Annotated in this window: 21 protein-coding genes and 1 pseudogene; 20 read left to right on the top strand and 2 right to left on the bottom strand. The window is 48.1% G+C overall.

All coding sequences use genetic code 11. The annotated features are described in order from the left end of the window. From PG062_RS00270 to PG062_RS00195, 16 genes are all read left to right on the top strand, one after another. The gene (locus PG062_RS00270; RefSeq protein WP_270750494.1) at positions 1–918 is read left to right on the top strand and encodes a sensor histidine kinase; all 918 of its coding nucleotides are present in this window, start codon (positions 1–3) and stop codon (positions 916–918) included. Positions 919–1052: 134 nt separating this feature from the next. Continuing rightward, on the top strand, positions 1053–1979 hold the full coding sequence (locus PG062_RS00265; RefSeq protein ID WP_117485112.1) for an ABC transporter ATP-binding protein: 927 nt from the start codon (positions 1053–1055) through the stop codon (positions 1977–1979). After that, on the top strand, positions 1972–2757 hold the full coding sequence (locus tag PG062_RS00260) for an ABC transporter permease (protein ID WP_270750493.1): 786 nt from the start codon (positions 1972–1974) through the stop codon (positions 2755–2757). The genes PG062_RS00265 and PG062_RS00260 overlap by 8 nt, the downstream gene beginning before the upstream one ends. A 2-nt stretch (positions 2758–2759) precedes the next feature. Next, positions 2760–3539: an ABC transporter permease gene (locus PG062_RS00255; RefSeq protein ID WP_002594767.1), complete on the top strand. Its 780-nt coding sequence runs from the start codon at positions 2760–2762 to the stop codon at positions 3537–3539. Between the two features lie 7 nt (positions 3540–3546). Continuing rightward, on the top strand, positions 3547–4008 hold the full coding sequence (locus PG062_RS00250) for a hypothetical protein (protein ID WP_029732360.1): 462 nt from the start codon (positions 3547–3549) through the stop codon (positions 4006–4008). Positions 4009–5121: 1113 nt separating this feature from the next. Then, complete coding sequence (locus PG062_RS00245) at positions 5122–6177, top strand: YqaJ viral recombinase family nuclease (protein ID WP_270750492.1); 1056 nt, start codon at positions 5122–5124, stop codon at positions 6175–6177. A gap of 19 nt (positions 6178–6196) precedes the next feature. After that, the gene (gene recD2 / locus PG062_RS00240; protein ID WP_270750491.1) at positions 6197–8485 is read left to right on the top strand and encodes an SF1B family DNA helicase RecD2; all 2289 of its coding nucleotides are present in this window, start codon (positions 6197–6199) and stop codon (positions 8483–8485) included. A 27-nt stretch (positions 8486–8512) separates the two neighbouring features. Next, positions 8513–9496 (top strand): hypothetical protein, encoded by a 984-nt coding sequence (locus PG062_RS00235; protein WP_270750490.1) that lies wholly within the window; start codon positions 8513–8515, stop codon positions 9494–9496. 21 nt (positions 9497–9517) lie between these two features. Next, positions 9518–10645 carry a DNA primase gene (locus PG062_RS00230; protein ID WP_270750489.1) on the top strand — a complete coding sequence of 376 codons (1128 nt, stop codon included), beginning with the start codon at positions 9518–9520 and terminating at the stop codon, positions 10643–10645. A gap of 70 nt (positions 10646–10715) precedes the next feature. Continuing rightward, positions 10716–11483 (top strand): Cas9 inhibitor AcrIIA9 family protein, encoded by a 768-nt coding sequence (locus tag PG062_RS00225; protein WP_270750488.1) that lies wholly within the window; start codon positions 10716–10718, stop codon positions 11481–11483. Further along, entirely contained in the window at positions 11480–13492 is a 2013-nt protein-coding gene (locus tag PG062_RS00220) for a PcfJ domain-containing protein (RefSeq protein ID WP_270750487.1), read from the top strand. Before PG062_RS00225 ends, PG062_RS00220 begins: the two co-directional genes overlap by 4 nt. Before the next feature lie 19 nt (positions 13493–13511). After that, positions 13512–13712: a hypothetical protein gene (locus tag PG062_RS00215; protein ID WP_270750486.1), complete on the top strand. Its 201-nt coding sequence runs from the start codon at positions 13512–13514 to the stop codon at positions 13710–13712. Next, complete coding sequence (locus PG062_RS00210) at positions 13709–13915, top strand: DNA ligase LigA-related protein (RefSeq protein ID WP_270750485.1); 207 nt, start codon at positions 13709–13711, stop codon at positions 13913–13915. Before PG062_RS00215 ends, PG062_RS00210 begins: the two co-directional genes overlap by 4 nt. 515 nt (positions 13916–14430) lie before the next feature. Further along, entirely contained in the window at positions 14431–15429 is a 999-nt protein-coding gene (locus PG062_RS00205; RefSeq protein WP_270750484.1) for a hypothetical protein, read from the top strand. A gap of 49 nt (positions 15430–15478) precedes the next feature. Next, positions 15479–16441, top strand: a complete 963-nt coding sequence (locus PG062_RS00200) for a hypothetical protein (protein WP_270750483.1) — start codon at positions 15479–15481, stop codon at positions 16439–16441. A gap of 482 nt (positions 16442–16923) precedes the next feature. Further along, positions 16924–19326 carry a zinc-binding metallopeptidase family protein gene (locus PG062_RS00195; RefSeq protein WP_270750482.1) on the top strand — a complete coding sequence of 801 codons (2403 nt, stop codon included), beginning with the start codon at positions 16924–16926 and terminating at the stop codon, positions 19324–19326. An 82-nt stretch (positions 19327–19408) separates the two neighbouring features. On the opposite strand, the gene PG062_RS00190 is transcribed toward PG062_RS00195, so the two are convergent. Continuing rightward, positions 19409–19624: a hypothetical protein gene (locus PG062_RS00190; RefSeq protein ID WP_078785439.1), complete on the bottom strand. Its 216-nt coding sequence runs from the start codon at positions 19622–19624 to the stop codon at positions 19409–19411. A gap of 146 nt (positions 19625–19770) precedes the next feature. Here PG062_RS00190 and PG062_RS00185 point away from each other — a divergent pair, with 146 nt between their 5' ends. Together PG062_RS00185 and PG062_RS00180 are read left to right on the top strand one after the other, a co-directional pair. After that, the gene (locus tag PG062_RS00185) at positions 19771–20688 is read left to right on the top strand and encodes a ParM/StbA family protein (protein WP_270750481.1); all 918 of its coding nucleotides are present in this window, start codon (positions 19771–19773) and stop codon (positions 20686–20688) included. A 6-nt stretch (positions 20689–20694) separates the two neighbouring features. Continuing rightward, positions 20695–21015: a hypothetical protein gene (locus tag PG062_RS00180; protein WP_270750480.1), complete on the top strand. Its 321-nt coding sequence runs from the start codon at positions 20695–20697 to the stop codon at positions 21013–21015. A 70-nt stretch (positions 21016–21085) separates the two neighbouring features. Here the strand turns inward: PG062_RS00180 and PG062_RS00175 are convergent. Continuing rightward, positions 21086–21604: pseudogene (locus PG062_RS00175) on the bottom strand (MFS transporter); the annotation flags it as partial. A gap of 287 nt (positions 21605–21891) precedes the next feature. On the opposite strand from PG062_RS00175, the gene PG062_RS00170 reads away from it, so the two are divergent. Continuing rightward, on the top strand, positions 21892–22755 hold the full coding sequence (locus tag PG062_RS00170) for a helix-turn-helix domain-containing protein (RefSeq protein WP_270750479.1): 864 nt from the start codon (positions 21892–21894) through the stop codon (positions 22753–22755). Between the two features lie 57 nt (positions 22756–22812). After that, complete coding sequence (locus PG062_RS00165; RefSeq protein WP_270750478.1) at positions 22813–24681, top strand: P-loop NTPase fold protein; 1869 nt, start codon at positions 22813–22815, stop codon at positions 24679–24681. Positions 24682–24762 lie beyond the last annotated feature (81 nt).

The following is a 24762-nucleotide window of genomic DNA, read 5'->3' as shown; positions in this document are numbered from 1 at the left end:
ATGGAAATCATCGTTTCCTTGTCCATTGTGATTGCTGTTGTGGCTGTATTGACTTCCATCGTTCTCGTTCGGCGCGTAAAAAAACAAATCGCAGAAATGACCGATGTGCTGGTTGATGTGAAAAACGGAAATGGCAACCGGCGTATTCTGTCTGCAACAAATGAACTGACAGCACCTCTTGCCTATGAAATCAATGAGATCGTTGTGGCCTATGAAAGCAGACTTTCAACTGTACGGCAGACAGAAGAAACCAACCGCCAACTTATGACGAGCCTTTCCCATGATGTCCGGACGCCCCTTACCACTCTGATCGGCTATCTTGACGCCGCACACAAAGGACTGGTCACAGGAAAAGACTGGGATGATTATATTGAAACCGCCCGTCGGAAAGCCCATGATCTGAAAGAATACATTGATGTACTCTTTGACTGGTTCAAGTTAAATTCAAACGAGTTTGCTTTGGAGATCCAGAGCGTTGAGGTTGCAGAGCTGACAAGAAATATTCTGATCGACTGGATACCGATTTTTGAGGATAAACAGGTTGATTATGACATTGATATTCCCGAACAGCCTGTCCGGGTAAGATTGGATATGGACAGCTATATGAGGATTGTCAATAATCTCATTCAAAATGTAATCGCTCACAGCCATGCAGACAAAATCAAAATTGCCCTGTCAAAGAAGGAAAATAACATGGAGCTGCTGCTGGCGGATAATGGAGTGGGAATTGAGAAGGAAGATTTGAAACACATTTTTGAACGGCTTTATAAGTGTGACAAAGGACGGTCTGAAAAAGGAAGCGGTCTTGGTCTTTCTATTGTCCATCAGCTTGTAGAAAAGATGGATGGGAATATAACAGTTGAAAGTTTGCCGGGAAAAGGAACTGAATTTATGTTGCTTTTTCCTTTGGAGAGTTAAGCGGGTTCCCGTCTTTATGGCGGGAGCCTTTGTCATTTTACTGGATTTCAAATTGCAAGGTTAATGCAAGGTTGCGGCAAGGTTAATGCAAGGTTGGCATGATAGAATACCTTACAGAACAGGAGGTTTTGAATATGGATACAAATTATATCATTGAAACAAAAAATCTGACGAAGCAATACGGCTCACAAAAGAGTGTGGCTGACTTAAATATTCATGTGAAGCGTGGGAGAATTTACGGTCTGCTGGGCAGAAACGGAGCCGGAAAAACCACTACCATGAAAATGCTGTTGGGCTTAACGAAGCCGACTTCCGGGGAGGTCAAAATCTGGGGAAAGTCTTTGCAAGGGAATGAAAAGAAGCTGTTGCCCCGTATCGGAAGCCTGATTGAGTCCCCCGGTTTTTATCCCAATCTGACCGGCACAGAGAACCTGCGTATCTTTGCTACTCTGCGGGGCGTACCAAACAATCATGCCATCAAAGATGCTCTGGATCTGGTAGGACTGCCCTACAAAGATAAAAAGCTCTTTTCACAGTATTCTCTTGGTATGAAGCAGCGGCTTGCCATCGCCCTTGCCGTTATGCACGATCCGGAGCTTTTGATTTTGGATGAGCCGATCAACGGCCTCGATCCCATCGGTATTGCAGAAGTACGTTCCTTTATTCGTGAGCTTTGTGACGCGCGAGGAAAAACCATTTTGATTTCCAGTCACATTCTTTCGGAGATTTCCTTGCTGGCTGACGATATTGGAATTATCGACCACGGCGCATTGCTGGAAGAAGAAAGCCTTGCTGAGCTGGAGCAAAAAAGCAGTAAGCATATCCGTTTTACGCTTTCGGATACTGCACAGGCGGCAAGAATTTTGGAACGCAATTTCCATGAAACCCATTTTTCCATACAAGACGACCACAATCTGCGTCTACACAATATGGAGCTACCCGTGGGGAAAATTGTAACTGCCTTTGTAGAAAACGGATTGGAGGTATCAGAAGCACATACCTGTGAAGAAAGTCTTGAAGATTACTTCAAGCGTGTGACAGGGGGCGAAGGAATTGCTTAAACTAATCAAATGCGAATTTTTGAAATTGAAACGGAAGAAATTTATTCCGCTGATTATTTTGGCTGCGTTCCTGTTTCCAATCCCGCTGACTTATCTGATGACAACGCCCTCTATGATGGAGCGATATACGGATCGGGCAGATGCTTTCGACGGACTATTTAACATGGTGTTGGGATATGGTATCCAGTTTTTACTGCCCTGCATTATCGGAGTGATTGCCGCTATTCTGTTCTTTATGGAACGCGACAACGATACATTCAAAAATCTGCGTACAATTCCCATAACCAGCACGCAAATGGTGCTTGCAAAGATTATTGTCCTCTTTCTTTTTGGAATTGTTTTTTGTGTGGCTTCTACCATTGCAACAATTCTTTGCGGAATTGGAACATTAGAAGTTTATGGAATTGGTTATAAGCTGTTTTTGGCGGTTGAAACGGGGATCTTCATTACGGCAGGAACACTCCCGTTGATTGTCCTTGTTGTCTTTTTCAGTAAGACCTATGTTTTTTCCATTTTGTTGTGTGTCTTTTACAGCGTTCTGAACATGAGTGCTACGGCATTGTTTGACACGCTGCCTAAAACCATGTTATGGCTTCTGCCCACGCCACTGACTACATTTTGGAGTGCGGGAGATATGGCGGCTCATGGAATAAAAATGGACTTGGAGCAAATGACAGGGCTAATTCCCTCAACATTTCAAGTTGTATTCATTCTTGGGATCATGGCATTCGTTTCGTTCTTACTGATTGACAGATTATATAAGCAGAGGGGGGAATAAACATGGTTCGCATTGTAAAAACAGAATTTTATAAATTGAAAAGGTATCATATCCTTTGGGCGGGCGTTGCACTCATGCTCCTATCCGTCCTGCTGACCTTGTTTACCTCTATGGCGAATGATGGTTCCGTTTGGGATTTTGCCTATCTTACAGAACAGGTCATCAAAAACAATATGTCCATGATTTTTCCGATGTGTATCAGCCTAATTGCTGGATATATGATTTCTCGTGAGCAGACGGATGACACATTGAAAAATATTCTGACTGTGCCGATCTCTTTTAAGAAACTGTTGACCGGAAAATTGATTGTGTGCGGCGTATTGTCTATTATTTTCGGGCTGATATGCAGTCTGTTTACAATCATAGCAGAAATGATTGTGGGATTTCCCGGCTTTGAGATTTCCTTAGCTCTAAAAGCAGCCTTGCAGATTACTGCGGTTAATTTCTTTTTATATCTTGCGGTTCTGCCGATTATCGCTCTTACTTGTCGGAGGGCAGGTAGCTTTTTAGTCGGTGTAATCATTGCTTTTGTCTATGGATATGGAGGGATGTTTGCCGCAGGAAATATGACATTAGCAAACCTTTATCCGATTACCGCAAGTCTCGGAATGGTAGGCTACCGCAGCTATGATACCGCAGTCAACTGGAATATCGGAACCTGTTCTTGCAGTCTTGCGCTTGCTGTCGTTATTTCTGCCATCTTGATTTTGTGCATGAAAGAACGAGAAGCAACCCAAACAAAGAAAAAGGCCAAAAAGGTAGCTCCAAAGAAAGGCTGGTGATGATTTTATGAAGAAAATAGTTTTAGCATTAACATTCGTCCTTGTGGGAAGTTTTATGCTTGCTGGCTGTTCAAAAGATGAAATTCTCAATCATTACAATAACATTGTTCAATCTGCGGGCTCCATAGAACTGACAGGGAAATCGTCACTGCAAGGGGAAAAAGAAAAAGGAATTGATGATTATACAGGGACTTATACGGCTGATTATGCGAACTTTTCAGGTACAGAGTATTTGTTCGGAGGAACTTCCATAAAGAGAGAAGCCGGTAAGGAGCTGTCCATTGATTGCACCTTGGAGATTACGGAAGGTACTGCAAAAGTATTTTGGATTTCTGGATCTGATGAAGCAGTCACGTTGATTGAAGCAACCGGAACTTATAGTGACACAATTACACTTCCTGATGGTGGAAATTATATTGGCATTGAATGTGAGAATTTCACTGGAAACATTGAATTAAATATTGAATAATACTCTGCCGGACGACGGCAAAAGAAAAAAAGCCGTCGTAGAGCAGACAATTTGACACGCCCATTTGAAACGGCGGCTTTGATTTTCAGAGCCGCCGTTTCTTTGCGTTTGCACAAACCAATGACGACTTGCAGGGACACGGTAGCTGATTGGAGGTTAATTTACCGTGTCCTTCTTCTTATTTCGCAGTATCCATGATCTGCACCAATTAAAAAAAGCATAGCCCCTCCATCGAAGCAGTCCAGCTTTGGATATGAACTATACCATGTAAGCAATCTTCTTCATAGCAAATATACATCATGCGGCGTATAAAAATCTCCCGGTAACGGAAGTGAAATTACCAGGAGAAGGAGAAACAAAAAAACGCTGCAAACCCCGAAAAAGGCTTGCAGCGGTGCTTTCTGGCGTCCCAGAGAGGATTTGAACCTCCGGCCCCACGCTTAGGAGTATGGCTTACCGCTTTGTACGCCGTTTTGAACCATGTTGTCTGATGCTGAATTTTCAACGAAACAGCGATATTATTTATCGACATATATCTTGCGTGATACCTTGGAGTACTGTGTGAGTTTCCATGGTTTTGGGTCGTCCAATTAGCAAATTCTTAGCAAATAACGAGTCCCATATAATGGACAGATATTCTTGTTGCACAGAACTCCAATGCCTTGACAGAGAAAGGGGACTTGTGCTATACTCCACCTGTAAATGATTTTTGTGCCTTGCGCACACGTTGTTTTAGTTTGCAATTCGTGCCAGCAGCCTTGTCCTGCCCATATCGGGCGGACGCTGCCGGCACTTTTCTTTTTATACGGGGTGAATACACCCAACCATAGCGAGAATGATCGTGGTTCACGGTTCGCCGTGAACATCAGGCATTGCCTGCGGTCATTCTCGCTTTTTTATTTTGTTTCAAGGCCAATCGACTTTGAGAAATACATTTTATATAGGAAAGGCGGAACACAAAATGAACGAACAGGCAAGACCCAAGGTAATCGCGCGGCGCATTACACGCCCGCGCAAGGCAAGACCCATCCCGCGCAATTTGCAGTATCGGCTGTACAATGTGCGCACCCGGCCCAAGCGCCCCTATCGCCAGCGCGAGAGGAGGGGCTGAGGATGCCGGAGCACATACGGCAGGAACCCAAGGTGCTGGTCAGCACCGAAAACCTCACCGAGCAGGAATGGCTGGCATACCGCAGGCAGGGGATAGGCGGCAGCGATGTCGCCGCAATCCTCGGCATTTCTCCGTTCCGCACCGCCCGCGACCTGTACGATGACAAGCTGAACATTGCTTCGGCTGTCGATGATACAGGCAACTGGGTGGCGCTGGAAATGGGGCATCTGCTGGAACCGCTGGTCGCGCAGATATTCACCAAGAAAACCGGGCTGGAAGTATTCCAAATCAAAAAGATGTTCCAGCACCCGCAGTATCCTTTCATGCTGGCAGATGTGGACTACTTTGTACGTCTGCCAAATGGGGAAATTGCGCTGCTGGAGATAAAAACGACCAACTACAACGCGAAAGACCACTGGTGGAAGGACGGCGAGGAATATGTTCCCGTCTATTACGAAACACAGGGACGCCATTACATGGCTGTCATGGACATGGACGAAATCTTCTATTGCTGTCTCTATGGCAACAATGAGGACGAAGCCATCATCCGCCACCTGTACCGTGATCGGGAGTACGAGCAGGAGATGGTTTATCTGGAACGCGAGTTCTGGCACGACCACATCCTGACCCGCATCCCGCCGCCCTACACCGAGGACGGCAGCCTGATCCTCGAAAGTCTGCGCCGCCGCTTAGGTGCTGCGGATAAGACGGTTCCTGCTATCCAGCTGGACAACGACCTGTCTACCACCATGCTGCGGTATCTCCGCTTACAGGAGCAAAAACAGCAGGTAGAAGCGCGGGTCAAAACGCTGGACACAGAAATGCAGCGGCTGAAAGGCCAAATGGTTGCCAAACTCAACGGCAGCTGCATGGCGATGGGGGAGTACGGCGGTACACAGTACACCATCAGCTACAATCCCGTCAGCAGGACAGGCATCACGAAAGATAATCTCCAAAAGCTGAAGCTGCTGCACCCGGATATTTACGACGAATACGTCACGGTATCGGAATCGCGGCGGTTCAGCATCAAGGCAAAAGCGGCGGACGAAGCCGCCTGACAAAGAAGGGAGCGTGCCTATGCACGACAGTGAACAGGAACACCGCGGCATTACCGGCTGCCGTGTCACCTACGAATCTACGATTTTTTACAATGAAGCAAACAAATTCTCCATCATCGTTGTCAAGACCAGCGACCCGCGCATCCCGCCACAGGCTTGCAACGGCCGTTATTACGGCGACCGCATGCTGCGCTTTACGGCGGTGGGGTACGAACTGCCCCGCACCAAGGCGGTGGAGCTGGAACTGGACGGCGAATGGGTGGAGAACAAGTACGGCTATCAGCTGCAAGTCGAGCAGTGGCAGGAAATCGTTCCGCAGACAGCGGACGGCCTGCTGGCGTATCTTGGCTCCGGGCTTATCAAGGGCATCGGCCCCAAGACGGCAGAGGACATTGTCGCCACGTTCGGCCCGGATACCTTGAATATCCTTGATAACTCGCCGGAGAAGCTGCTGCAAATCCGCGGCATCACCGAGGGAAAACTCAAGGATATTGAGGAATCCTACGCCGAGAGCCGCGTTCTGCGCAATCTTATGAGTCTTTTGGGACCGTTCAAGATCACGCCCGCCACGGCGCTGAAAATTTATCAGCACTTCGGCCCGGCGTGTGTGGACATCCTCAAAAAATGCCCGTATGACCTGTGCCAGATCTCCGGCTTCGGCTTCAAGCGTGTGGACGGCATCGTCCGCAAGACAGACAACCGCCTGCACAGCACCGAACGTATCAAAGGCGCAGTGCTGTACACGCTGGAAGATGCCCGCAGCAAATCGGGGCATCTGTTCTTGCCTGCTGAAGACCTGACGAAAGAAACTCTCTTGCTGCTCAACGCGCCCATTCCCATCCCGGAACAGCGCGTCCGCACCGAGGAAGTACAGGAGACCTTACAGCAGATGATTCTGCACGGCGCAGTGGTCGCCTACAAGCAGTACCTGTACAGTCCGCGCGTGTTCGGGCAGGAGGACGATACCGCTCGCATGATTGCCGAGCGGCTTGCCTATATCAGCGTGGCCGAGAACATCGAATCCTCGCTGGAATCGGTGCGCGAAAGTCTGGGCATCACGCTTTCCCAAAAGCAGGAACAGGCGGTGCGCACAGCGTTCCAGCATGGGCTGACGATTATCACCGGCTCGCCCGGTACCGGCAAGACCACCGTGTTAAAAGCCATTATCGAAGTGTTTAAGAACCTGCACCCGAAAGGAAAGTTTGCGCTCATGGCTCCCACAGGCCGTGCCAGCCGCCGCATGGCGGAAAGTACCGGCGTGGACGAAGCCCGCACGCTGCATAGCGCACTGGGCCTCGGTACGGGGGAAGAAATCGGAGACGGCGACCGTGTCAGAACCGTGGATGCCGACCTCATCATCGTGGACGAGTTTTCTATGGTGGATATGTGGCTGGCACAGCAGTTTTTCAAGCGCATCAGTCAGCACACGCGAGTTGTTCTTGTGGGCGACCCGAACCAGCTGCCCAGCGTGGGTGCCGGCAATGTGTTCTATGAGCTGATTCACAGCGGAATGGTACCTGTTACCGTGCTGGATTGGATCTTCCGCCAGTCGAAAGACGGCCTGATTGCCTACAATGCGAAGTTCATCAACGAGGGCAGCACCAAGCTGTACTATGGCAATGACTTTGTGTTTGTTGACAGCCCGACGCAGATTGAGTCGGCAAAACGAATTCAGGACATTTATTGCAAAGAAGCCGCCGAGCGTGGCATCGAGAATGTGCAGATCCTTTCGCCGTTCCGTGAGAAAGGCGAGGCAGCGTCCGAGCAGCTTAACCGTGCCATTCGGGAACGGGTCAATCCGTTCCGTTCCGCCGAGGAAGAAGTGAAGATCGGTAACCGCACGTTTCGCGTCCATGACCGCATTATGCAGACAAAGAACACCGAGAAAGTGTCCAACGGTGACCTCGGTTTTATTACCGGCATCACCACCAGCAGCAAAGGCGAACGACTCGTGCAGATGGATTTTGGCGGCGACCGCAAGTTGACTTACACGCCGGAACAACTGGCGCATGTTGACCTTGCCTACGCTACTACGATTCATAAAGCAATGGGATCGGAGTTCGAAACGGTCATTATCCCCATCGTCAAGGCACACACAATCATGCTGTATCGTAATTTATTGTATACAGCCGTGACCCGCGCCAAGAAAAAAGTCATCCTTGTGGGGCATAAGCCGATCCTGTTTATGGCAGTCCATCGTGCCGACATCAGCAAGCGCAATACCATGCTGGGCGAGCGCATCCGCCTGTACTGCAAGGCCTACCACACCGAACGAAATGTACTGCCGGAACTGCAACAGGCCGGCTGAATGTAATAATGAAGGGAGAAATTACCCATGAAAGGGAATCAAGAACCTATGCTGTACACCACCAACGCCACTGTGGCCGCGCTGAATCATGTACCCGGCTTTGATCCGCTGAAATTCCTGCGTCGCACAATTTCCCGCAAGACAGGGGAGGACGTGATGCGTCTGGATCTGCGGTACAAAAAGCTGTGGTTCCGGCTGGCATGCCCCACGGGGCGGCTGAAGCTCAACGCCCTGCGCATCACCGAGAAGATGGCGATTTTTGAAGCCAAGGTCTACCGTGACCGTGAGGATGCCGAGCCGTTGAGCAGCTATGTCGCCAACTGCACGCTGGATGCAACGCCCGGTGGGCTGTATGTGGAGGCCGCGCAGGAGGAAGCACTGGATACGGCGCTCTCCAATGCAGGCTTCGGCATCCAGTTTGCCGATGTGGGCAGTGAATCAGAGGAATACGGCAGTGAAGTGCCGGTGGGAGCGAAAGTAGAGATTGCAAAGCCTGTTCAGGTAAAAACGGCAGATGCCAAGCCTGTGCAGACGAAAGTAGAAGTCGCAGAACCTGTGCAGAAGCAGCCAGAAACTGTGAAGACAGCCCCGCAGGAGCCTGTCAAGGCTGACCCGCTGGATGCCATCATGGCAGACGATATGCCCGTTCCCGAACAGGTCACGGCAGAAGTTGTGGAAAAGCCCAAGACTGTTGTGCGGGAATCCGTACAGCCTGCGCAGACCCCGGCAGAGCAGCCGCAGAATGTCATTGTGCTGGAGCAGGAACCTCCCGCCGCTGCATATACTCAAAGCAGCCCTATGGAGGAGATCCGCCGGCAGATGACCTACGAGCAGGCGCAGAACGTCATCGTTGACTGCGGTACTTGCAAGGGTTGGACGCTGGCACAGGTGGCTGACCGTCGTGCCGCCAGCCTGCGCTGGTATGTGAAAGGCTATCAGGGCGAGAACAACATTCTTCGCGCGGCGGCCGCCATCATATGGGACAGCTTGCAGGAGAAACAGGCAGGATAACCGGGAAGGAGGCCGTTTTGCATGACCTCATCTTCCGATACGTTTCCGTTTGGCATTGCCGATGTGGTAGAACTTCTGGGGCTTACCGTCCGCCGCCGTCTGCCGTCGAGCCTGTACCTGAACTGCCCCTTTTGCGGAGACCAGCGCGGGCGGCTCAACGTCAACACAGACAAAAACGTCTGGCGCTGCAATCGCTGCGGCGCGGCGGGCGGTATGCTGGCACTGTATGCCCACTATTACTGCACCAGCAATGCCGATGCCTACCGCGAGATATGCGAGGCACTGGGGCGGTACACACCCCGGCCAAGGGTGAATGACTACATCGGGATAAAGCCGGAGCAAAATGCCCGCGCTACCCCGCAGGAGATACACCAGACCTACTCGCTGCTGCTCTCCATGCTGCCGCTGACACCCACGCACAAAGCGCATCTGCTGTCACCGCGGCGCGGGTTGACCGAATACCAGATTGCAAGGTTCGGACTCAAATCAACCCCGCCTGCGTTTCTGTGCCGCGGCTATGCCGAGCGCCTGCGGCGGCAGGGCTGTACCTTACAGGGCGTACCGGGCTTCTATCAAGACGATGCCGGGCGGTGGACGATCAACTTCGGCAGCCGCACGGCGGGCATCTTGCTCCCGGCTGTCGGTTTAGATGGTCTGATCTGCGGTATGCAGATACGGCTGGACACACCGCTGCGCCGCAGGGATGACCCACCGGGTAAAAGCGGGGCTAAGTATATCTGGTTGTCCTCAATCGGTAAGCCGCATGGTGTGACCTCCGGCAGCCCGCTGCATTTTGTGGGCGAGCCGTTTGCCAAGACCGTGTATGTGACGGAAGGGCTGCTCAAAGCCGATATTGCTCACTGCCTGACAGGACGCTCATTTATCGCTGTGGCAGGGGTGAACAGTCTGAACGGCTTGGAATCCGCGCTGCGCTGCATGGCGCAGAACGGCACCAAGCTGGTCGTGGAAGCCTACGACATGGACAAGTTAGAAAATGAGTATGTGGCATCTGCGGCCGAAAAGGTCCAGCAGATCGCCCATGCGGCCGGGCTGCAAAGCACAAGCCTTGTCTGGAATACTGCCTACAAGGGTATAGATGACTGGCAGCTTGCTTTGCGGCAGGAAGAAGCAAAAGAAAATGCGGCCTAAAGCCGCGCAAAAGTTATGGCAGAGAGCTACCGTATGGCGGCTCTCTGCCTTTTTTAGAAAGGATAGGACAATGGGTATATTATCTGAAATTGATATGATGAACCGCGATGCCGAGGATGATGCTTTCGAGGTGTCCTCGGACAGTGAAACCGTAGATTCTTTCAGCGAAGAATTTGAGCCGGTTGAACCCCCGAAGCCGAAACCGCAAGAGGAGGAAGCAGAAGAAGCCCGCAAAAAGGCTGAATTTGATGCCGCCGAAGCCAAGCGCAAAGCTGAATGGGAGGCAAAACAGGCGCAGAAGAAACTGCGGGAACAGCAGGAGCTGGACCGACTTGCCGCCATGTCGGATGACGACGTGATGCAGGCATCCATGAACCGCGTCTCGCAGGACACCGAGCGCCTGACCCGCCGCAACATGAAGCTCTGCGTTATGGAGGATGTGCAGACCGAGTGTCTGACTGACCCCGCCTTTGCCCGGCTTGTGATGAACCCTAAGAAAAAGATAGTAAACTGCTTCCACTACATCAACCGCAAGGCGCGGGAGTATCTGGAACAGGAAATGAAGGACAACGATGAGAAGCCTATGGGCGGCGGTTTCGGCGGTGATGTGCCGGACGAACTCTGCTACCAGTGGGCGCGGGAGTATTTCCGCGATGCCGATGTCAAAGAGGATGCAGAGCCCGAAGAAAAGTTTGTACCTAAGACCTACAATGGGAAAGCGTCCAAAACCGGCAAAAAAGAGAAGCCCAAAAAGGCAGCACCTAAGCCTGCCCCGAAACCCGCAGATGAAGAACAGCTCACCTTTGGTGACTTCGGCACAGAGGAGGCAGCAGGATGAAACTGGACAAACGAGCCTGCCGCCATGCGGCCAATGTCCCGCTGCACATCAGCCTGAATGCCGGTGTGCTGTACACAGAACGGGTGAAATACCTTGTCACTGCCGCAGTCAAGCTGCTCGGTGGGCATAGAGTGCTGGCAGTTTACTTTTATGAATGTGAACGCCTGAAAGCAAATGACCGTATGCCAAAGTGGGTTGTGTTTCAGGGCAAGGATACCTTTGCCACGCTGGAACGCGATGCCGAAGGCAATGTCAAGTGGCGGGATGCTATGGTGCAGCACCTAACAGACTATTACATGGGAGATTTTTTGCAATCCTGCGTGTTTTATAAAAAGGCTGGATGCCATACGATTGCCAGGTATATCGGAGCAAAAAGTGATCCCACGAAAGTTCTGTGGGAACTGAATTGGTACCAGCAGGATATTCGTGACCAACAGACAAAAATCCGCCGCTACAAGCGGGATACTGTAGTTCTGAACAAAATGAGCAGTGTGCCACAAACGCCCGCCAACTTGAAGCGCTGGGCAGATAAGCACATAATGCCGCACTATCTGTTCTATGACTACAATAACGGCCGAGTCAAAACACAGGTGTACTGCACCTATTGCGAGAAGTTTTCTGTAATAAAAAGGCCCAAAAACAACGATGTTTTGCGCTGCCCAAAATGTGACCAGAAGGTCATAGCCAAGGCGCAGGGGAGAAGGGCTGCCTACTATGAAGACAGGGAAACTTGTCAGGTAGTCCAGCAAATCAGCCCGCATGAGCTTGTGGTGCGCATCTATAAGCTGTACTGGTCTTACGTCAAAGGAAAGGATACCACCAGAAAATCCGCGTATGAAGTCATGCGTATATTTGTTTGCGGCGATGATGGCAAAAAGGCGACCATTGAGCCCTACTATTATAGTAGAGACTATGATAGTGTGACCCATTGGCGGCACGGCCATCATCCGGGAGCCTTGTTCGGTATAGAGTGCTTTATTTCTGAAGAAATCGGTGCAATATATCTGCCGGGACTTGAAAAAGTGCTGTATGGCACGCTTTGGGAATACTGCGCACTGCGGCAGTTCTATGAGCAGACATATAACCCGATGCAGGTCAGCTACTACCTGAAAATGTACTTACAGCACCCGCTTTTGATCGAACGACTGACGAAAGTGGGCTTTAGGGACATTGTGTCAGACGTTGTCTACCGCGACGGGTTCAGTGATGCATTGGATGAAACGCAAACCAAAACGCATCGTATTCTGCGCGTGCAGAAAGAAGATGTGTCTTTTCTGCTGGAGAAAAATGCAACCATGGCGATGCTGAAAAAGTATCAACCCTATGTGGCAATCAACCTGTGCAGCAGGAAAGCGCTATTTCAATGGAAAATCGACAACAAAGTGGCGGAAATTCCTACGGATGTGTTCCGGTACATGACGGCGGAAAAGTTCATGCGCTACATGGAGGCGCAATTCCCAATTTATTGTGAAACACGCCCGCTCAACAGATACCGTGATTTGACAATAGGAACGCTGGTGACAACCTATGTGGACTACCTGCATATGTGCCGCAGGCAGGCCTATGACATGAAAGATAAATCGGTATTGTTCCCGAAAAACTGCGCAGCGGCGCATGACCGAGAAGCAGAGCGTATCCAAAAGATCAACGATGCACAGAAAAACAAGGCATTCTGCATGGCCTACGCGGGCTTTGCGCGGAAAGCGGCTCTTTCCAATAAAGAACTGCAAATCGTCTGCCCACAACGAGCCAACGACCTTGTTGACGAGGGAAAAGCGCTGCACCACTGTGTTGGCGGATATATTGACAACGTGGCAGAGGGCAGATGCTTAATTGTATTTGTTCGCCGCGTGGAAGAGCCGAAAAAGCCGTATGTGACCGTAGAAGTGCGCGATGGCAAAATCGCACAGATCCACGGCGATCATAACAGCAAACCAACAGAAGAAGTACAGAAATTCATTGACCTGTGGAGCCGTAAGGTGCTGCCTATGGCTTTACAGGCTGCGTAAGAAAGGAAGTGCTTACATTATGAAGCAAATCGGAAATCTCGCCATCGTCTGCGCCCGGCGCAAGGATGTGACCCTGCGCATTGAGCAGGGGAGAGTAATGGTCCTACTGGACGGCACTTATGCGCCGACAGCGTTTTCCGCCGACTGGGATGACGATGAAACCATCCTGTCGGTGATCCACGAGTTGAATTTCGGCCGCTGCGCCCCCAAAAGCCAATGAGAACCGAAGAATGGCAGGAAAAAGCCGCTTTTATCGACAAGCTGCGGGAACTGACAGACCACCTGAACCGCTGCCGCGCGGCGTATGAAGCCCATACGCCGCTGGTAAGCGATGAGGTTTACGACATTCTGTTTAGCGATTTGCAGACACTGGAAAGTTGGCTGGGGTTGAGGATGAAAAACTCACCAACGAAGAAATCATAAAACAGAAAAGTCTCTCATTTACAATGATGATGTAAGTGGGAGACTTTTACTTTACGAATAAGTTATTCTACTATAACTAGAAATCAAAAAAGATGAGTTGTATCTCAAAGAAGAATTGTATTTATCAAGCGTGCTATTAACAAAATTAATAATAAAACCGACGGACTTCACTAAAAGAGAAAATACTCCAATTGAATATCAGAATTGGAGTATTCGAGGATTTCAAAAGGTCTTCGATCAAAAAACGATTCATTCTATTCACTTGTTAATGGAGCTAATCAATTTGGGATGTAAGTGAACATCTCATACAAATTGCGTCTGGAAATATTGTGGGATTTGCTATATTGCAAAAAAATCCTTGTTGTCTATAATTCTATTGAGATACTATTGATTTCGAAGATATGGATATTTATTCGATACATTTCGGCATGTTTAATTATGCATTGTATGCTGCTTTTTCTGTTGCTCAAAGAAAGCTTTTGCGTTATTATGGATAATACAGGAGGCCACTCTCTATGAAAAAGAAATCCAAATCTATTCCGCCTCTCTTATCATGTAGCAATGATATTCTTCGCCGTGCCGTTGTTGCTATCCGAGATTCTAGAGGAGAAGTAAACACTCAAACGCAACTTGTTCTTTCTCTACGCAACAATTTGCAAAAACAGTTAAATAATCGTATCAATACACTGAATCAGGTGTGCGGTGCAGTTATTCCGCAGATACGAATCGAGTTGCTTCCTAATCCTGCCGACATCGCTGAATCAGGAGATCTTCGCATTATCGTTTCTACAAATGCAGCTGCGTCTTACATTATCACGGCGGAATACTTTGATTCGGCTAAAATTTCTCATATTGTGGAAGTTGACCTTGTTCATTATGAGGCCACAGTGAGAGCCAAGCAAAATGTCAATGCGGTTTATGCAGTTCCTAGCATTAAGGCGGTTGAATCGATTTGTGTTGATATTCTTACGGATATTGCGATGTACCATTCTTGGGGAAGTTTTACTTCCCCGAAAAATGATCTTGCGTTCCGTAGAGAATTTTCACAGAAGAAATTGGCTTATGCCTACGAACATAATCTGACCGTTCCGGATGAAGCGAAACAAGTTTGCTTGGATAGCATAAGTTATTACTCTTTTGCGTTTTCGTGTCACGATATCGGAGTAGATAATTTTGACTGCAAGAAGTATGAGGCCATTTGGATTGACTTTTTGAAACCTTACATTTTAGTTGAACCCTCCCTTGAACAACAATTATTATACTTTACTAAGGAAAAACAGCTTTCTCGGCAGAAAGTTCAAAAGGAGTACAAAAAGATTCCAAACCCAGGCCCTTACATTATGTTAGTGATGAACCGTCGTCCAAAACGTCATAAGGAGGCCCAAAAGATTCTGGATTTTTTTGGGCGAAAGAGTTGGAAAAATGGGACAGTAAAGATTGTCCCGCTCTCGATGTATGAAAGAGTTGCTCGTTATTATCCATACCTTGCTTTTTTCAAGATTATTCGGCGGTGATTTTACATCTAATAGTGTAGTCGAGTGACTTATGCTATGGGGGGATTTTATGAGCTATATTGCCTTTCTAGACTTGCTCGGAACCAAAAATCTATCCACTGATGATGCTACTTCGTACAGCAAAAGTATTTCTATTTTCACAAATTGCCTGCAACGTAGCCTTGTTGAAGGATGCGAGGCCTATGCTTTTAGTGACTGCGCTTACCTCGAGGCTTCAACACTGTCACAGATTGTTTCTACGCTGTATACCTTGCGTGCTGAATTACTTATGCAGCAACGCTTTTTTGTAGCAGCAGTAGCATGTGGAACGTTGAATGCTTCTGTTGTTGATAAAAAAAACTTGTACTGTCAAAACTTTTCAGGGGCGGATATTAGCAGGGTATATGTGGCACAAAATGTTCTTAAGGGAATAGGAATCTCGATTGATTCGACAATTATTAGTAAACAGAAGCGAAAGGGACATAAAATTCCACGCACAGACTGCTTCTGGATAAAGAGCTTCTTTGTGGCAGATATCGATAAAATCTCAGAGATTACGACATTCTTTGATTTGCAAATTAGCCAAGATGAGAATGATTTGACTGCTTATTTAGATTACACTCTTCGGGAATACCGCAAGGCAAATATTAAATCGAAGCGGTATGGAAGGTACTATATTTCTTTGCTCATCAATATTTTGTCTGCGGCAACATTAAATCCGCCAGAAGATGAGAATCTTTTTTCGTCACCGCTCTTATGCCGAATTTATAATATATGCAAAAACGATGTGTACTTTGGTTCGAATGCACCAGGGTTTAGTTATATATTTCTTTACTTGTTGGATCGACTCTACACAGAAAATGAGCGAAGTGACTTTACTAAAGATTTTTTGAAGAAAATTTTATCGCTTAATATCGTTAATTGTTACATTTCGGATTTTTCTAAAATTCCAACAGGTTTAGTGTCGCGTTCTGCTTTAAATGCGCTGGCGGAAGATTATTACTTGATTATTTCATCTGACGACACATACTAAATGAGCACGTAATTTGAATAAAAAGCGAAGTAAGACCGAGGACGAAGAAAACGTCCAAACCGCTATAATGCTTTGTACCTGTTTTAGTTGGTGCTATTGCCAGATAATCTTTTTACAATATTTTGATTATTGATGTCTTTCAAATTGATTTTTTGAATTTGGTGTATGAGGGTGTAAAGATAAAAAGAGAATTGACGTTTACCCTCAAGTGTGTTATCATACTAATGTAAATAATTTATGTGTCCTGTAAAGCAATTTGCACTGACACACGTTGTTATTTTTGTACTTTGTGCCTGCAATGCCGCTGACCGTCTGGTCTGTGCAATGCGGGCATTTTTTATCCGCCGGGAGGATGCCCCGCATAAAGCGAGAATGACTTTTGTGCTGCGATTGGCAGCGAAGAAAAGTTATTCTCGCTTTTTTTGTTTTGGTTTAGCGCCGCCCGGCGTTAAAAATAAAAAATCAAGAAAGGCGAGATTACAATGATGGACGAACTCAAACAGCAATTTTACGAGGTCATGCACAAGTATCAGAAGCCGTTTTCGGAGGAAGGTGTCACAGCAAACCTTACACAATGGAGTGAACAGAAGCAGGGGCTTTTGCAGCTTCTGCGCAGGCATCCGATATGGAACGAGAAAGAACTGGCAATCGTGTTCCGCGTGGAGGAGCGCCGGGAAATTGACCGCATCACGGTAGATGAAACGCGCGCCGCCATCCTTGAACTGGGCCGCAGGGCCTGCACGGATGATACAGTGTACGAGAACTTTGAAACAGCCCTGCGTGCGGCAACCGCAGACTATGCCAGGATACCAAACGAGTACCGCTTGGACACGATTCGACAGTACGGCGGCATCAAGTGTGCACCGGGGCAAAAGGCGAGTCGCATTATCAATCGTCTCTGCCTGAAATTTCATCTCGACCAAATCGAGGAAGAAGCGGAGGCCGGCGAGCCGGACAACCGCTATATGCGCACGGTCAAACCTTACAATGCACTGTTTGCGCGGCTGGCCGATGCCCTGAACCCGGCGCATATAGAGAAAACCGCTGTGTTATCTATCCACCCCTGCGATTTTCTCGAAATGTCTAACCGCGACAACACTTGGAGTTCCTGCCACTGCTTAGAGAGGGGCAGTTATCACGGCGGCTGCCAGTCCTATATGGGCGATGCCGTCAGTATGATTTTCTTCACGGTCAGTGACGAGTACACGCAGGACTTCCATACAGCCCCGCGCATTACGCGAGAAATTTTCTGCTATAAGGATAATGTTTTGCTGCAATCACGCCTGTATCCTACAGATTTGGAAGACCAGAAAACTCTGTATCGAGGCATCGTCCAACAGGCTATCGCAACATGCCTTGACAAGCCGAATCTGTGGTCGATCAAGCGCGGAAAAGACACCGAACCTTACTGCGAATCTGCGGCGGACAGCAATCATTATCCCGACTATGAGTATGGGTATGCGGTAGTATCTCTGCTGAAAGGGGAGACCGACTATGGCAAAATGACGATTGGCTCGGTGGCCCGCTGTGTCTGCTGCGGCGGGGAACAGAAAGACCACCGCTCGATACGCTGTGCAGAATGCGGTAGTATGTTTGTCTGCAAAGGCTGCGGTAAAACGGTGCATGGATATGGGCGATATATTGATAACCACTTTTACTGTAAGGAATGCAGTTATCGCTGCACTGCCTGCGGAGAGGAGTTTATCGGTATGCCGCGCATCGGAATTACCCGTTCCGGCGAGCAGCGTGGGATTTGCCCTGCCTGCTATGAGCAAGTGATAAGCGTATGCAGAAACTGCGCAATCCATAAGCGGCTGCCTTCCCATCGGTGCCAATCGTTTCTGCCCAAATCAGATGAACGGCCTTGCCGCATAAAGGAGGAATCCATGCAAGAATTGACGTTTGAAACCATTCTGCGCCTGCCGCAGATGGAATTGAAAAAGACGCTGAAAGCCGAACTGAAAAGCAGGGGTTACCCCATCACCGATAAGCCCGGCTATCTGTATGCAGAGGGAACAATCCCCGTGCTGCTGGTGGCCCACATGGACACGGTTCACCGCCAACCTGTCGAGCAGATATGCTATTCGGCAGATGGGGCAGTAGCCATGTCACCGCAGGGCATCGGCGGTGATGACCGATGCGGAGTCTGGATGATTTTGCAGATCCTGCGCACAACAAACTGTCATGTGCTTTTCTGTGAGGATGAGGAAGTCGGCTGTATAGGGGCAAAGAAATTCACAGGAGGTTCTTTGCGGCCGCAGGTAAACTACATCGTAGAACTTGACCGCCGGGGCAACAATGATGCCGTGTTTTACCGCTGCGATAACCCAGAGTTTGAGGACTTCGTTACCTCGTTCGGATTTGAAACAGCAGGCGGTTCGTGCAGTGATATATCCTATATTGCGCCGTATCTGGAAACCGCGGCGGTCAATATCAGCTGCGGGTACTACTGCGAGCATCAACGGCATGAGTATATCCATTTAGAGGAGATAGAACTGAATGCCGACCGTGTGGCGCAGATGGTAACGCAGCAGACAGAACACTTTGAATATATGGAACAGCAGGACAGCTTCTTTGGCGGGCGAGCATACCAGTATTCTATGTGGGATACTGCTTCTGAGCGCGATACCTACAAGTGGCTTTCACCGCTGCCGAAAGAAGCAAAAATCAAACTGGGAACGGCGGAACTTATTCTGCCTCACGCCAAGATTGACCGGCAGGGAAAGGTACACCGATATGTTCCCAAATTGAAAGCTGCTGTCCTGACAGAAAATGCCATAGCAGTAATGCCAGATGGTAAGAAAGCAAGATATGATTTCCAAAAGGCAAAATGCCAGAAAGTTATGCCCCTGTCAAGGGCGTTGGAAATACTGAATACAATATAAATATAGCCCCTTCCGCTGATGCAATTTCAGCAGAAGGGGCTGCCATTTTATCTATATAAATTTCCCCGGCGGGTCACACAAATTACCGATTCCAGATGTTGTTTTCAAGATCGACAAGCCGCTTCTTATATTCTGCCATACGCTGATCGGCTTTGCCGTCATCATCGGGAAAGCTGACGAGGTAGCCGGTGTCCGTATCATGGAAGCCGATTTCGCCGGTAAGACCGCATATATCGGAAACTTTCAGCAAGGTATGAAAATCATACTGCATAGCACTGATTTCAAGCGTTTTGTTCATGGCAGACTCCTGTGTTTTTACTTACCTTGCCCATTATAGCGCACCCGCCGGGGAAATGCAAACAAATAAATAATGCGTAAATTTGTTGGGAAATGACGTATTCAAAACGTATAAGGTAAATATAAGCATCGAAGGGAGTTGATGTTATGCTTATTGCTATCGACCACGGCAACAAACAGGTCAAAACCGTCCACGGAAACGCCATTGTTTCCGGTGTACAGAAAAGCAAAACCAGACCTTACGGCAGGGACGTACTGAAATACGGCGGCAGCTACTATACACTGTCCGCGCAGCGCATCCCGTACCAGAAGGACAAAACCACAGACGAGCGCTTCTTTATCCTGTCGCTGTTTGCCATCGCGGAGGAAATCGAAGCGCAGGGCGCTTATACCTCCGGGCTGATGCCCATTGACCTTGCCATCGGACTGCCGCCCGCACACTTTGGTGCGCAGAACAAAGCGTTCGTGCGCTACTTCAAGCGCAAGGAACCTATCTACTTTTCCTACCGTGACAAGCTGTACAGCATTCTGATCCGCAATGTGCAGTGCTATCCGCAGGCATTTGCGGCAGCAGCCATGATGTTGGGCGAGCTGGCAACGGTACCGCGCGCGCTGATTCTGGATGTGGGCGGCTTCACAGCGGACTATCTGCTGCTGAAGAACGGCCGCGCCGACCTGTCTACCTGTGACTCACTGGAAAACGGCGTGATTCTGCTGTACAACCGCATCCGCTCTAAAGCCAGCTCCGATTTGGACATTCTGTTAGAGGAAACAGATGTGGATGCCATTCTCTTGCAGGGGCAGGGGAGCAGCTACGGGGAAGAAGTCGCCGCGCTGGTAGAATATCAGGCGCAGGAGTTTGTCAACGATATGTTGGGCGCACTGCGCGAGCGGCAGCTTGACCTGCGCACAGGGCGTGTGATCTTCGTGGGCGGCGGAGCCTGCCTGCTGCGGCGGCAAATCGAAACATCCGGCAAGGTGGCACACCCCGTCTTTGTGGAGGACGTGAATGCCAACGCCAAGGGCTTTGAGTATCTTTACCGCTGCACAGTGACAGGGGCGTGATGAACCATGAAGCTGAAAAAAGACCGGGGACGATTTACGGTTCGCTTTGACATGGAAAACCCAGACCATGTGTGCGCCGTAGAATACTTGGAACGGCAGCGCGACAGGGGTAAGGCACAGTATCTTGCCGATGCAATTTTGTGCTATGAAAAGGCAGAGACGAAGTCTTTCCCGCAGACAGACCGCGCCTGGATTGAGCAAATCGTGCAGGAATACTTAGAAAAGCAGAGCATGGGGCATACCCCGAATTTGCAGAAAGAGGAGCCATCTATATCTTCGCCGCCAATAGATTTAATAGCCAGTGCTTTGGCCGATTTTAGAGGGTAAAGCACTATACAGAAAAAGGGCTTCCGCCAGCAGATGCGGAAGCCCTTTTTGAGAAGGAGAATAGTGAATATCAGTTTTTCATTTCGGCGCGAATCTTATCGTTGGCTTCCTCGACCTTCACGCGAGAGAGGATAACGGTAATGATGGCATCCAGCACAAAGGGAATCACGAGGTACATGAGTTTCAGCATATTGATGCAGGAATCCGGCTGCACGGCCAGCGCCTTATCATAGTTGCTGAACGCCAGCAGCCAGCCGGTGATGGCGGTGCCGAGGCCGCCGCCCATCTTGACACCGAGCGAGGTGCAGGAATACATCGTGCCGTCCACGCGCTTGTGCTTCGTCAGCCAAGTGTACTCAGAGCAGGAGGCGATAACGGCGTTCATGTCGCCTTGCCACGGGCCCTGACCCAGTGCAGCAATGGCCGTGAAGAGCAGCATCATCTTGACATCGCCGGAACCCGTATAGCCGGCTACGGCAACGAGCGCACGGGCTACGGTAGCAAGGGCATAGCTGCCAACGTTCAGTTTGTACATGCCGTGCATCTTGGTAACAAGGGTCGGGGTAAAGACCAGTGCGATAATCAAAGGAAAGCATCGCTGCGCCGGGATGCCGGAATGTAGTAGGCACGATTCGGCATGGTACCCACATGCAGTGTGTGCGGGTCCTCGTAATAGTGCGGAATAATCATCCATTCTCCGCCTGTGATTTATACAGTTCGGCTTGCGTTTCGTCTGAAATTATTATACAATTTCTATATACAATAAAACATAAACGGTATTGCACTAAACATGCACAAAATCAATGGCTTTTTGTAAAGTGAAGGTAAAATGGACGAAGCACCTCGCAATATTCACAAAAACAGGAGGGGGTTTTTGTGAATATTAACTCTGGCTATCTGAACAATTCCCGTACAGATTTCAAAGACAACTCCACGCCGTTGGTGGTAGGCAGCTGTGGTACTTATCGGCTGAAAACACGCCCCAAATTACCGACCTACTGGCAAAAAGGGCGCAGGGATTACCAGATTCTATATGTGGCAAACGGCAAGACGCATTTCTGGTTTGACGGCAAGGAAGAAATCGTCAGCGCGGGCCATATGGTGCTGTACAAGCCGGAAGAAATTCAAAAATATGTATATTATCTGGAAGATAACCCGGAAGTTTTCTGGATTCACTTCACAGGCAGTGATGTAAAAAACATATTGGCATATCACGGTATCTCGCTTGATGAGCATGTATTCTACTGCGGGGTGCTGCCGGACTACAAAGCGCTGTTCCGTAAAATCATTCAGGAGTTGCAGCTGTGCCGCTATGGGTACGAGGACTATATCGCATCGCTGTTCAACGATATTCTGCTGTTGGTTGATCGCCAGCAGCATGAACAGAAAAAAGCCACCGGCAACGTCCAAGAGCAGATTGAACGCGCGACAGCTTACTTCAATGAGAACTATAATACAAAGATCAGCATAGATGATTACGCGGAATCCCTGCACATCAGCACCAACTGGTTTATACACAATTTCAAACAGTACGCTGGTATGTCCCCGGCCCAATACATCCTCTCCCTGCGCATGGTCAACGCACAAAGTCTGCTGGAGCGGACAACCTACAACATCAAGGAAATTTCCGAAATCGTAGGGTATGAGAACCCGCTGTATTTCAGCAGGGTGGTTAAGAAGGAGATAGGGAAGTCACCGGTGCAGTATAGGAAAGAGCGGACAACGGAGGAAACTGCGTGAGAAGTCTAGACTAAAAGCACTTGTAGTTTCTGAAATGATATGGGAGGAATGATTTCTGTGAAAACAATAGAAGAAATTGAAAATTATATAAAAGAGCAGGAACAGAATGGTGCACTGCTCGTTACTGGAAAATGGGGTAGCGGGAAGACATATCTAATGCGCCAAATAGAAAGGAAATTGAATCAGGGCCCCCAATATTTGATGGCGGTTGTGTCGCTATTCGGAATTGAGGATACAAATACATTAACCAAAAAGGTAAAGGAAGCTGTGGTATATGCCCAGACATTCAATAAGGCAGAAAAATCGGGGAAAGGACATATTGCAAAAGGTGTGAATGTCGTAAAACAGCTTTCAGAAAAGGTAGCGGCTTTTGGCGAATTGTTCGACTTTGGAAAAATCAAAAAAATAGCAAAAAGTGCGAATATGTTGCTGTCCATTGATGTCTATGATTTTTTACCGATTGAAAAAGAAGTCTATTGTATAGTTGCAGGGGAAGAGCAACCTGTAAAAAAGAAATTAGTTTTAGTATTTGACGATTTTGAACGATGCAAAATTGGCGTAATTGATTTATTGGGAATTATAAACACCTATGTAGAAGACAAAGGAATTAAGACGGTAATAATTGCATCAGAGGATAATATAAAAGACGAGGAAAATTACAAAACTTTTAAGGAAAAAGTTGTAGAACGAACAGTCAAGTTGGATGTGGAATATCGAAGAATCCAACAGGAAATGATTGGAAACTACAAGGCGAAAACAAGTGAATACACGGAATTTTTGAAAACGGAAAGCCCAAAGCTATTCCAAGTATTCGAAGAAAGCGAGACCCGTAATCTCAGAACATTCAAATCATGTTTGATAGATTTTGAACGTGTGTATGAATTATGGTGTCGCCTGAAACTTCCTACTGATGGTATGGGCGGTGCGCTATATGTGTTTGCTGCATACCTTTTCGAAGTGAAAGGCGGAAACTACAAAAAATTGAACGAATATGATGAATACACTTTCAACTTTTTGGAAAGAACGTCAGAGGATAAAAAACGGAAATCCCCGCCATGGCAGACAATACAAGATGATGAAAATAGTAAGTATAAAAGATATAACGCACAATATCGAATTCAACCGCTTATTCGTTGGATGATTGAAGGCGAGTGGGATGAACAGCGGATAAAAACTGCTTTGAGACAACGCTTTTCCGTAAAGGAAACTGCTCCGGAGAGGGAAGTCCTCGATAAAGCTTTCTGGGAGTTGAGCCAAGAGATTATCGATCGGGGGCTGCCACAAGTATTACAGCAGGCATATGATGGAAAGCTAACAACGGATGATTATGTGGCTCTTTTAGGAAGACTTGATGATTTCCGCAAAATAGGTGTTCCTATACAGTGTGACGTTGATGATGCAAGAATGATTCAAGGCTTCCATAATAGAAAAGCTAAAATTATAAAGGGAGATATTTGTGAAGAACGTGGACACCGAAGACTCATGAGAGACGAGGAGGAAACTAGACTGACACCACAAGAGCAAACGCTCAATAAGGAAATAGAAAAGTTTCAAGATCAGTGGCCATACTTAATGAATGAAATTTTCTTTATGGATTACTTAAAGAACCCAACATACGAAAAAGGTCTTGCAGCAAAATCTATAGTACTTGTATGCTTTGATGACGAACTACTTACTGCATTTGTCTCTGCGTACAAAGAAGCAAATATATCGGAACAGCAAGAAATGCTAACCACATTAAAAGAAATATCTTTTAGGGGTGGCGTAGTAGAACGTGACGAGACGGATATAGAAACCACAAGGAAAAACTTTGAGGAATTGGAAAACGCTCTGCATTCAGAGGCTGAGCACGCAAACGATGCCGTAAAAAAGTTTTATGCAAATAGACACTTGGAGGTTGTAAAGCAGATAAGGCAGAAACTCTGAACACCAAAGAAGCGTAACAAAAAGAAATTTCAATAAAAAGGGAAAGAATCTGCTCATTTTGGAGCGAATTCTTTCCCTTTA

This window comes from Gemmiger qucibialis, assembly GCF_027689445.1.
In the GTDB taxonomy this organism is placed as follows: Bacteria; Bacillota; Clostridia; order Oscillospirales; family Ruminococcaceae; genus Gemmiger; species Gemmiger qucibialis.
Note: the sequence above shows the minus strand (reverse complement) of the source record. Positions and strands in the feature narration are given on the sequence as shown.

What these genes read in the sequence shown, in the direction of transcription:
- PG062_RS00270 (WP_270750494.1), top strand. Translation starts at nt 1, where the DNA reads ATGGAAATCATCGTTTCCTTGTCCATTGTGATTGCTGTTGTGGCTGTA.
- PG062_RS00265 (WP_117485112.1), top strand. Translation starts at nt 1,053, where the DNA reads ATGGATACAAATTATATCATTGAAACAAAAAATCTGACGAAGCAATAC.
- PG062_RS00255 (WP_002594767.1), top strand. Translation starts at nt 2,760, where the DNA reads ATGGTTCGCATTGTAAAAACAGAATTTTATAAATTGAAAAGGTATCAT.
- PG062_RS00250 (WP_029732360.1), top strand. Translation starts at nt 3,547, where the DNA reads ATGAAGAAAATAGTTTTAGCATTAACATTCGTCCTTGTGGGAAGTTTT.
- PG062_RS00245 (WP_270750492.1), top strand. Translation starts at nt 5,122, where the DNA reads ATGCCGGAGCACATACGGCAGGAACCCAAGGTGCTGGTCAGCACCGAA.
- recD2 (WP_270750491.1), top strand. Translation starts at nt 6,197, where the DNA reads ATGCACGACAGTGAACAGGAACACCGCGGCATTACCGGCTGCCGTGTC.
- PG062_RS00235 (WP_270750490.1), top strand. Translation starts at nt 8,513, where the DNA reads ATGAAAGGGAATCAAGAACCTATGCTGTACACCACCAACGCCACTGTG.
- PG062_RS00230 (WP_270750489.1), top strand. Translation starts at nt 9,518, where the DNA reads ATGACCTCATCTTCCGATACGTTTCCGTTTGGCATTGCCGATGTGGTA.
- PG062_RS00225 (WP_270750488.1), top strand. Translation starts at nt 10,716, where the DNA reads ATGGGTATATTATCTGAAATTGATATGATGAACCGCGATGCCGAGGAT.
- PG062_RS00220 (WP_270750487.1), top strand. Translation starts at nt 11,480, where the DNA reads ATGAAACTGGACAAACGAGCCTGCCGCCATGCGGCCAATGTCCCGCTG.
- PG062_RS00215 (WP_270750486.1), top strand. Translation starts at nt 13,512, where the DNA reads ATGAAGCAAATCGGAAATCTCGCCATCGTCTGCGCCCGGCGCAAGGAT.
- PG062_RS00210 (WP_270750485.1), top strand. Translation starts at nt 13,709, where the DNA reads ATGAGAACCGAAGAATGGCAGGAAAAAGCCGCTTTTATCGACAAGCTG.
- PG062_RS00205 (WP_270750484.1), top strand. Translation starts at nt 14,431, where the DNA reads ATGAAAAAGAAATCCAAATCTATTCCGCCTCTCTTATCATGTAGCAAT.
- PG062_RS00200 (WP_270750483.1), top strand. Translation starts at nt 15,479, where the DNA reads ATGAGCTATATTGCCTTTCTAGACTTGCTCGGAACCAAAAATCTATCC.
- PG062_RS00195 (WP_270750482.1), top strand. Translation starts at nt 16,924, where the DNA reads ATGATGGACGAACTCAAACAGCAATTTTACGAGGTCATGCACAAGTAT.
- PG062_RS00190 (WP_078785439.1), bottom strand. Translation starts at nt 19,624, where the DNA reads ATGAACAAAACGCTTGAAATCAGTGCTATGCAGTATGATTTTCATACC.
- PG062_RS00185 (WP_270750481.1), top strand. Translation starts at nt 19,771, where the DNA reads ATGCTTATTGCTATCGACCACGGCAACAAACAGGTCAAAACCGTCCAC.
- PG062_RS00180 (WP_270750480.1), top strand. Translation starts at nt 20,695, where the DNA reads ATGAAGCTGAAAAAAGACCGGGGACGATTTACGGTTCGCTTTGACATG.